Annotated in this window: 7 protein-coding genes; all 7 read right to left on the bottom strand. The window is 38.4% G+C overall.

Features of this window, described 5'->3' with window-relative positions; translation table 11 throughout:
* Positions 1-207 (bottom strand): hypothetical protein (locus E1140_RS02630; RefSeq protein WP_155178749.1); only part of this gene is annotated, 207 nt, incomplete at its 3' end.
* 97 nt (positions 208-304) lie between these two features.
* Positions 305-2,752: an alpha/beta hydrolase family protein gene (locus tag E1140_RS02625; RefSeq protein WP_155178747.1), complete on the bottom strand. Its 2,448-nt coding sequence runs from the start codon at positions 2,750-2,752 to the stop codon at positions 305-307.
* 108 nt (positions 2,753-2,860) lie between these two features.
* Positions 2,861-3,226 carry a hypothetical protein gene (locus E1140_RS02620; RefSeq protein WP_155178745.1) on the bottom strand — a complete coding sequence of 122 codons (366 nt, stop codon included), beginning with the start codon at positions 3,224-3,226 and terminating at the stop codon, positions 2,861-2,863.
* A 77-nt stretch (positions 3,227-3,303) separates the two neighbouring features.
* Positions 3,304-4,053: a sulfite exporter TauE/SafE family protein gene (locus tag E1140_RS02615; RefSeq protein WP_155178743.1), complete on the bottom strand. Its 750-nt coding sequence runs from the start codon at positions 4,051-4,053 to the stop codon at positions 3,304-3,306.
* 95 nt (positions 4,054-4,148) lie between these two features.
* Positions 4,149-4,790 carry a carbonic anhydrase gene (locus tag E1140_RS02610; protein ID WP_155178741.1) on the bottom strand — a complete coding sequence of 214 codons (642 nt, stop codon included), beginning with the start codon at positions 4,788-4,790 and terminating at the stop codon, positions 4,149-4,151.
* Positions 4,791-4,907: 117 nt separating this feature from the next.
* On the bottom strand, positions 4,908-5,426 hold the full coding sequence (locus tag E1140_RS02605) for a YceI family protein (protein WP_155178739.1): 519 nt from the start codon (positions 5,424-5,426) through the stop codon (positions 4,908-4,910).
* 65 nt (positions 5,427-5,491) lie between these two features.
* The gene (locus tag E1140_RS02600) at positions 5,492-6,019 is read right to left on the bottom strand and encodes a GNAT family N-acetyltransferase (RefSeq protein WP_185153389.1); all 528 of its coding nucleotides are present in this window, start codon (positions 6,017-6,019) and stop codon (positions 5,492-5,494) included.
* Positions 6,020-6,802: the final 783 nt, after the last annotated feature.

The raw sequence follows: 6,802 nt of genomic DNA, 5'->3' as shown, positions 1-6,802 counted from the left end.
ACTTTCTTTAATGAAAATTGGGTTTCCAGGTAGCCTGATCTCAAGTTCGCAATGGCAATTGCCTACTGCTCCGTTGTCTTTTCTTAAATAAACAAAGGCAGCTGTTATCCACTCATAGCGTTCGCCTATTTTAGTTATTTCATTATTTACTCTGGTCGCTAAATCCTCATTGCGCGCTGTTTCTACAAATTCTATTATCGTTTTCATGGCCTTTCTTTTTCTTCAAAAGTGCGGTCAAACAGTAACAAGCTTCATGACCAACAACACTTAAAATTCTGATAGATATCAGGTGAAAATTTAGGCATTATTTAGATTCAACGACTTCACCATCCATAGAGACTTTATTCTTCACATAGGTCTCCAACCACTGATCCTGCTCCCATAATAGGTGCATAATGCTTTCCTTAGCTCTGTAACCGTGACTTTCTTTTGGCAGCATTACTAGCCTAGCTGTTGCACCTAAACCTTTAAGTGCATTAAAGTAACGCTCACTTTGCATGGGGTAAGTTCCAGAGTTGTTATCAGCTTCACCATGAACCAGTAATAACGGATGCTTCATTTTATCGGCATGCATAAATGGAGACATGGTATAGTACGTTTCTGGAGAGTCCCAGTAGGAGCGCTCCTCGCTCTGGAAACCAAATGGAGTAAGCGTTCTGTTATAAGCACCACTTCTTGCTATTCCTGCTGCAAAAAGATCTGAGTGAGTCAATAGGTTGGCTACCATAAAGGCACCATAAGAATGTCCGCCTACACCAACTCTATTTCTGTCAATGTAGCCCATTTCATCAATGGCATCAATGGCAGCTTTAGCATTAGCTACCAATTGCTCTCTGAAGGTGTCGTTAGGCTGTTCATCACCTTCACCAACTATCGGGAAGGCCGCATCGTCAAGTACTGCGTAACCCCGGGTTACCCAATAAATTGGTGATCCATAATATGGGTATATGAATTCATTAGGATTCGATGTGGTCTGTCCGGCACTTTGCTTGTCCTTATACTCACGCGGATAAGCCCACAATACCATCGGCAGCTTTTCTTTCTTCTTGAAATCGTAATCTGCAGGTAGATATAGCGTTCCATTAAGGTCTAAACCATCGTCTCTTTTGTAATTCACCACTTCCTTATGCACTCCTTGCAATGCTTTAAAAGGATTTTCAAAGAAGGTCATTGGTGTAAGTGCCTCTTTTTTGTAGATGTTGCGCTTGTAGTAATTTGGATATTCAGACTGAGATTCAATTCTAACAAGAATATCTCCTGAAGCCATATCCAGCGCTGAATATAGATTTTCTAGTTTATCAGTATATGTAGACTGGTAAACCCTGTCTTTTTTCTGAGTTTTCAAATCAAGCTTATCAACAAAAGGGAACTGGCCTTTATCAGAGTAACCATCACCCAATAAGAAGGCGTTGCCATCTACCAGACTCAATATCTCACGGTTATACTTGTTCTTTTTAGTTACAAAATTTCCAGGGTCACTGTAGTTATCCTGATAGTTTCTGTCGGTGATTACAATAGGCTTTTTGTTGCTATTACTCGGATTGAAAAGATAGACCTTAGTATTTCTGGTATTCCACCAGTAGTCATAAGCAATGGCATTATTTTCATCGGCCCATTCTATACCTGCAAAACGGCCAATGGTTTTTATAATAGATTTAGGCGTACCAGTAAATGGCGCTTTCAGCTGAAACACCTCATCTCTATATTCTACCTCTTTGTCAGGGTCACCACCATCAAGTGCTTCTGTCCAAACTAATGTTGAGGCTTGATCATTTCTCCATCGCATAGACCTGCGGCCTTCATGAGTAGCCATAAAACCCTGCGGCATCACTTCAATTAGAGGAATGTCCAAAACCTTTTGAACCAGACTACCATCCTTTTTGTAAACATTAGCTTCCTCTGGAAACCTGCGGTAGGTTACAAGGTATGAAAAAGGCTTTTTGATTTTGCTAACCATCACATACTCACCATCCGGTGAAAAGGAAATGTCAGTGTACATAGAAGTAGTCAAGAAATCTGATATTTCACCTTTTAGATTCACCTTTTTGATAGTTGATAAAGCAAGCTGTTCAAAGTTTTGCTCATCATTAGGGTTCTTAAGTAAATCCTGATAAGTTCTGTTTTGCGCTTTAGCACCACTACTTACCGATACCGTTGGCCCTGCAGGTACAGCTTCAGAAGCAATAATCAAAGGTTTTCTATCAGTGGGTAAAAACTTAACCAGTAAGCTTTTGCTATCTCCAAACCAGGTTACAGCGTCACCCATATTAGCATTGATTTCTGCTTCAGTAATTTTCTGGGCCTTGCCGTTGGCTACATCTAAAACCCAGGCTTCTACACCATCTGCAGAAGTATGTGTAAAGCTCATCATGGTTTCGTCTGGCGACCATTGGAAGTTAGCCAGACGCGGGTTTTCTGGCAGACCTGTAACCTGCTTGTTCATTTTATCATAGGCCTTTTTGGTCTCAATGTTATTGTAATAAGTGGTTCTGCTTCCGATATTGGTTTTAGGGTTGATTCTCAAACCTCCCAAACGCATCTCAGTTTCAGAAAGCTCAGCTATGGTTTTGAATGCATCTCTGTAAATCAGTACTATATTTTCAGCTTTACTATCGATGCGCACCCATGGCGCCAGTGGTACATCTACCAGCTCCTTTATTTCGGCTGGTGGCTCCTGATAGGTAAGTGCACCTTGCGCAAATACCGAAATGCTTGTGCAAATGAAAAAACAATATGCAAGTAATCTTTTCATGGTTTTAATGGTTAATGAAGGTATAAGCTACAAAGTAGTTATTGCAATGAAAAATGTATTTATGTAGATGGTCAAAAGTAAATGGCTAACCATCGAGTTTTGTAATTTTTAGCTATCACCCACCTTTTCTATTGATCGGGTAACTTTGATTTGATAGCCTGATAAAATGCCCATTGTTTTTGCGGCTCCAAGAATGAATAAGTTTTCACATACCACCCAGATTTGGCCTGTTTGAGGCTTAAGTTCTTTTAAAGTATTCTGCCAAATTTTTCTAGCTTCAGTATCAAATCCTGACATGTCCATGCAGTTGAATATCAGGTCTACTTTGTTATTGCTTTCAAAGTCAGATAATTGAGTTTTCCAGTTAGAAATGGCTTCCTCAGCAATTTTTAGGTCAAGGTATTCGGGGAAGTCAAATTTAAGAAAGGGTTTATCATTTAATTTAATTTGACTGATATTGATGGAATTGGCCATTAGTATACCCTTAAGTGATTATTAAATATAATTAACCATATTAATAATACACAGAATAATACTTTAAAAGTTATGTTTTATTTAAACCAAAGCGATATGGCCAGCCCAGTAACAGTGACCACTAAAACTCGCTTTATCCACTTATCACCAACTTTTACTGACCATCTACTGGTTAACCAACCACCAATGGCATTTCCAAAAGCCAGTGTGAGGCCGTAAGCCCAATTGATGGCATCTTCATAAATGAAAACAGCCACTGCGGATAAGGTATAGATTAGCGCAACAAATACCTTGGCGCTGTTTGTTTTTACCAGGCTGAATCCATTAATGCTGGTGAGAGCCGCAATCATTAAAAAACCGACACCAGCCTGAATAAATCCCCCATAAATCCCAATAAAGAAAAATGTAAATATGCCTATTAGCGTTGATTTCGTATCGGTCTTTTCTTTTGCTGCAGTAGCGGTTTTAATGGGCTTAAAAACAGTAAGCAGTACAACTGCTATCATTATTATCGCAATGATTCTGTTAAAGAGCTCATCATCAAGGTCAACGGAAATTTTGGCACCAATAATGGCACCAACAAAGGCCGATAGTGCTATATACAGACTGTAGGGAAAAGCATGGATGCCTTTAGATCTGAAGCCAGCTACCGCGAAGATATTTTGACCAATGATACCGAGCCTGTTAGAAGCATTGGCAATGGGAGAGGGCAGCCCCATGAAGATTAAAACTGGTAGTGAAACTAAAGAGCCACCTCCAGAGGTGACGTTTAAGAAACTGGCGATCATGCCAGTGCCAACTAATAACAGTGCTTCAAGTATAGTCATAAACGAAGCTAATGATTTTTTTAATAGCTGATTCTTTTCCTTCTAAAACAAAAAAAGCCAGCAATTTGCTGGCTTCAAAATGATAATATCAAATTCTATTTATTAGAAGCATATTGATAAACTGAATCTAATTGATCTGCGGAGTTAAGCGTGTAACCTAAGTCTTTGATCAAACCATCTTTTAGGCTATATACCCATCCATGAATAATAGGGAAGTCTCCGTTTTCCCATTCTTCTTGAATGAAAGATACTTTTGCAAGGTTTCTCACCTGCTCTAATATGTTTAACTCAACATAGCGCTCACCACGTTCTTCTTCATTCTTAATTGCGTCTAGCTCCTCTTGATGATAACGATAAGAATCTTTAATATGTAACAACCAGTTGTCTAAAAACCCAAAGTTCTGATTACTCATTGCTGCTAAAACACCACCACAGCCATAGTGACCACATACTATAATGTGCTTTACTTTTAACACCTTAACAGCATAGTTTACCACACTCAAAAGGTTTGAGTCTGTATGCACTACCATATTAGCGATATTTCGTTGCACGAAAATAGAGCCAGGTAAAGTGTTAGTAATTTCAGTAGCAGGCACTCTACTATCAGAACAGCCTATCCACAAAAATTCTGGTTTCTGTGATTTTGAAAGTTTTGTAAAGAAATCGGGGTTGAACTTTTTAGTGTTCTCCACCCATTTCATGTTTCCTTCCAGAAGTAGTTTATGACTATCGCTCATTGTATATTCTTATTTAATTGAAGTTGAAATATAAAAATAGCAGATATGTTTTAAAATCGAGTTGATTAGCGAGGAAAATCGAAAATCATAATTGATGTTGCTGTGTTGGAGGCAACCTTAACCTAAAACCAGTTCAACATTTACCTTAACATCATCAGAAAGCACCCAGCTGTTTCCTCCAACATTAAAATCAAGCCTGTCTAGTTCAAAAATGGCTTTGAAATGTAGCTGATTATTCTCCTTTGATACAGTAAAAGGAATGGTCAGTTCTTTTGTTACACCTTTCATGGTTAGTTCAAATATACCTTCATATACATCACCTTTTTTAACTATTGCAGTTGACTGCATTTTAATAGCCGGATATTGATCAACATCGAAATAGTCTTCCTTTTTTAAATGTTTGTCACGCAGTCCTATACCAGTATCTATGGTGGTAGGATCAATGGTTACAGATATCTTAGATTGGGAGGGTTGCTGCTCATTAAATATGACAGCGCCCTGAATACCACCTATGTTGCCATCAACATTAAGCCCGGCATTCTTTATGATAAATGATACATTGCCAGACAGTTCTTGATTTTGGGCTTGTAAAATATTGAATGCCAGATAAAAGGTGAAAGTGAGGAGGCTTTTCATGAATATAGTTTATTGGTGAATAACTGGCGGTACGTCAATGTGCATAAGACAATTTTTATTTCACTTTACTTCTTATAAAAAGTAGCTCGGTCTATTTTATACCAAATGGCCTCTTGAATGTTTTCATCATATGGTGCTTGCTTATCATACATCATTCCTGCCTTTTCCATTATTCTAATTGAAGCCTTGTTTCCGGGCATAGCGATAGCTATTATTAAATCAAGGTTTAGCACATTAAAACCATAATCAATAATGGCTTTAGAAGCTTCAGTTGCAAAGCCCATGCCCCAATATTTCTTTTTGAGTCTATACCCAATATCCACTTTATCAAATTCCGGCAAATAGGTAAGTCCAGCCCAACCAATGAATTCACCTGTTTCCCTATGGATGACCGCCAATCTTCCAAACCCATAATTCCTGTAATCATTATGCCTTGTTTCTATTGCTTTTTCAATTTCAGCCATTGATTCTACAACAGGCTCTGCCGTCCATTTTTGTACGTCAGGATCAGCGTGTAACTCAAACAAATCCTCTTTATCATCAAAGGTGATCTCTCGCAGTACTAGCCTTTCAGTTTTAATCAGGGTTTTCATTTTTATAATGACTTTTATATCACTTTTTGGAAGTTTTGAGACACTTTCCAAGTGCCACCAAACTTTCCTGACTGATAAAACCCCATTCATTCATAGCACTTGTTGGCGTGTCGTTATTTTCATTTTCTGCCCTTTATTTTTTACTTCGTTACCTAGCAAGTAACCCATAGTTAGTCCGTGTAGTATTCCATAAATAATGAACAAAGGAAGTCCATACCGCAACCAACCGAGAACAGCAGAATCAAAGCCTGATTTTCCCCAACGAGTTGAGTTGAGAATTGCGTCCGTTAAAGTTGTTCCCATGAATACTACTAACCACAATCCAAAAAAAACACAAACCAACAATTAAATGCTTCGGTTTTCTATCCAGTATTATCAAGCGACCCAAAGTTCTTCCTCCAAACCATACATAGACTCCTAAAAATAGAATTTGAACGATTATCAAAATGTAGTTATCAGAGAGTTCCCCAAAAAGATTAGAATAAAACGTCTGAATACTTGAACTGTCATTCTTAAAAAGTTGAAAAATCAATCCGACAACTAATGGTGTCGTTAGGACAACCACAACAGTTAGCATACAATACTTCAGAAGACTAATCCGCCCTAGTTTCTCAGCTGTCATTTTGTTGTTCTAGTTTTCCGTTCAGTTACGCAATGCACGCCAACGCTAAGTGTATACTCAGTAGGGTGATCGAAGTGAGTCACTGTCCCCCGTAGCAAAGTAGCTAAAACCACCGAAAGAACCTAGCCCACAAAACCCCTATTGAGTATACACACTGTTAC

The organism is Fulvivirga lutimaris (genome assembly GCF_009711525.1).
Classification (GTDB): Bacteria; Bacteroidota; Bacteroidia; order Cytophagales; family Cyclobacteriaceae; genus Fulvivirga; species Fulvivirga lutimaris.
Note: the sequence above shows the minus strand (reverse complement) of the source record. Positions and strands in the feature narration are given on the sequence as shown.

Coding starts and splice junctions, on each gene's coding strand:
- E1140_RS02625 (WP_155178747.1), bottom strand. CDS start 2,752: ATGAAAAGATTACTTGCATATTGTTTTTTCATTTGCACAAGCATTTCG.
- E1140_RS02620 (WP_155178745.1), bottom strand. CDS start 3,226: ATGGCCAATTCCATCAATATCAGTCAAATTAAATTAAATGATAAACCC.
- E1140_RS02615 (WP_155178743.1), bottom strand. CDS start 4,053: ATGACTATACTTGAAGCACTGTTATTAGTTGGCACTGGCATGATCGCC.
- E1140_RS02610 (WP_155178741.1), bottom strand. CDS start 4,790: ATGAGCGATAGTCATAAACTACTTCTGGAAGGAAACATGAAATGGGTG.
- E1140_RS02605 (WP_155178739.1), bottom strand. CDS start 5,426: ATGAAAAGCCTCCTCACTTTCACCTTTTATCTGGCATTCAATATTTTA.
- E1140_RS02600 (WP_185153389.1), bottom strand. CDS start 6,019: ATGAAAACCCTGATTAAAACTGAAAGGCTAGTACTGCGAGAGATCACC.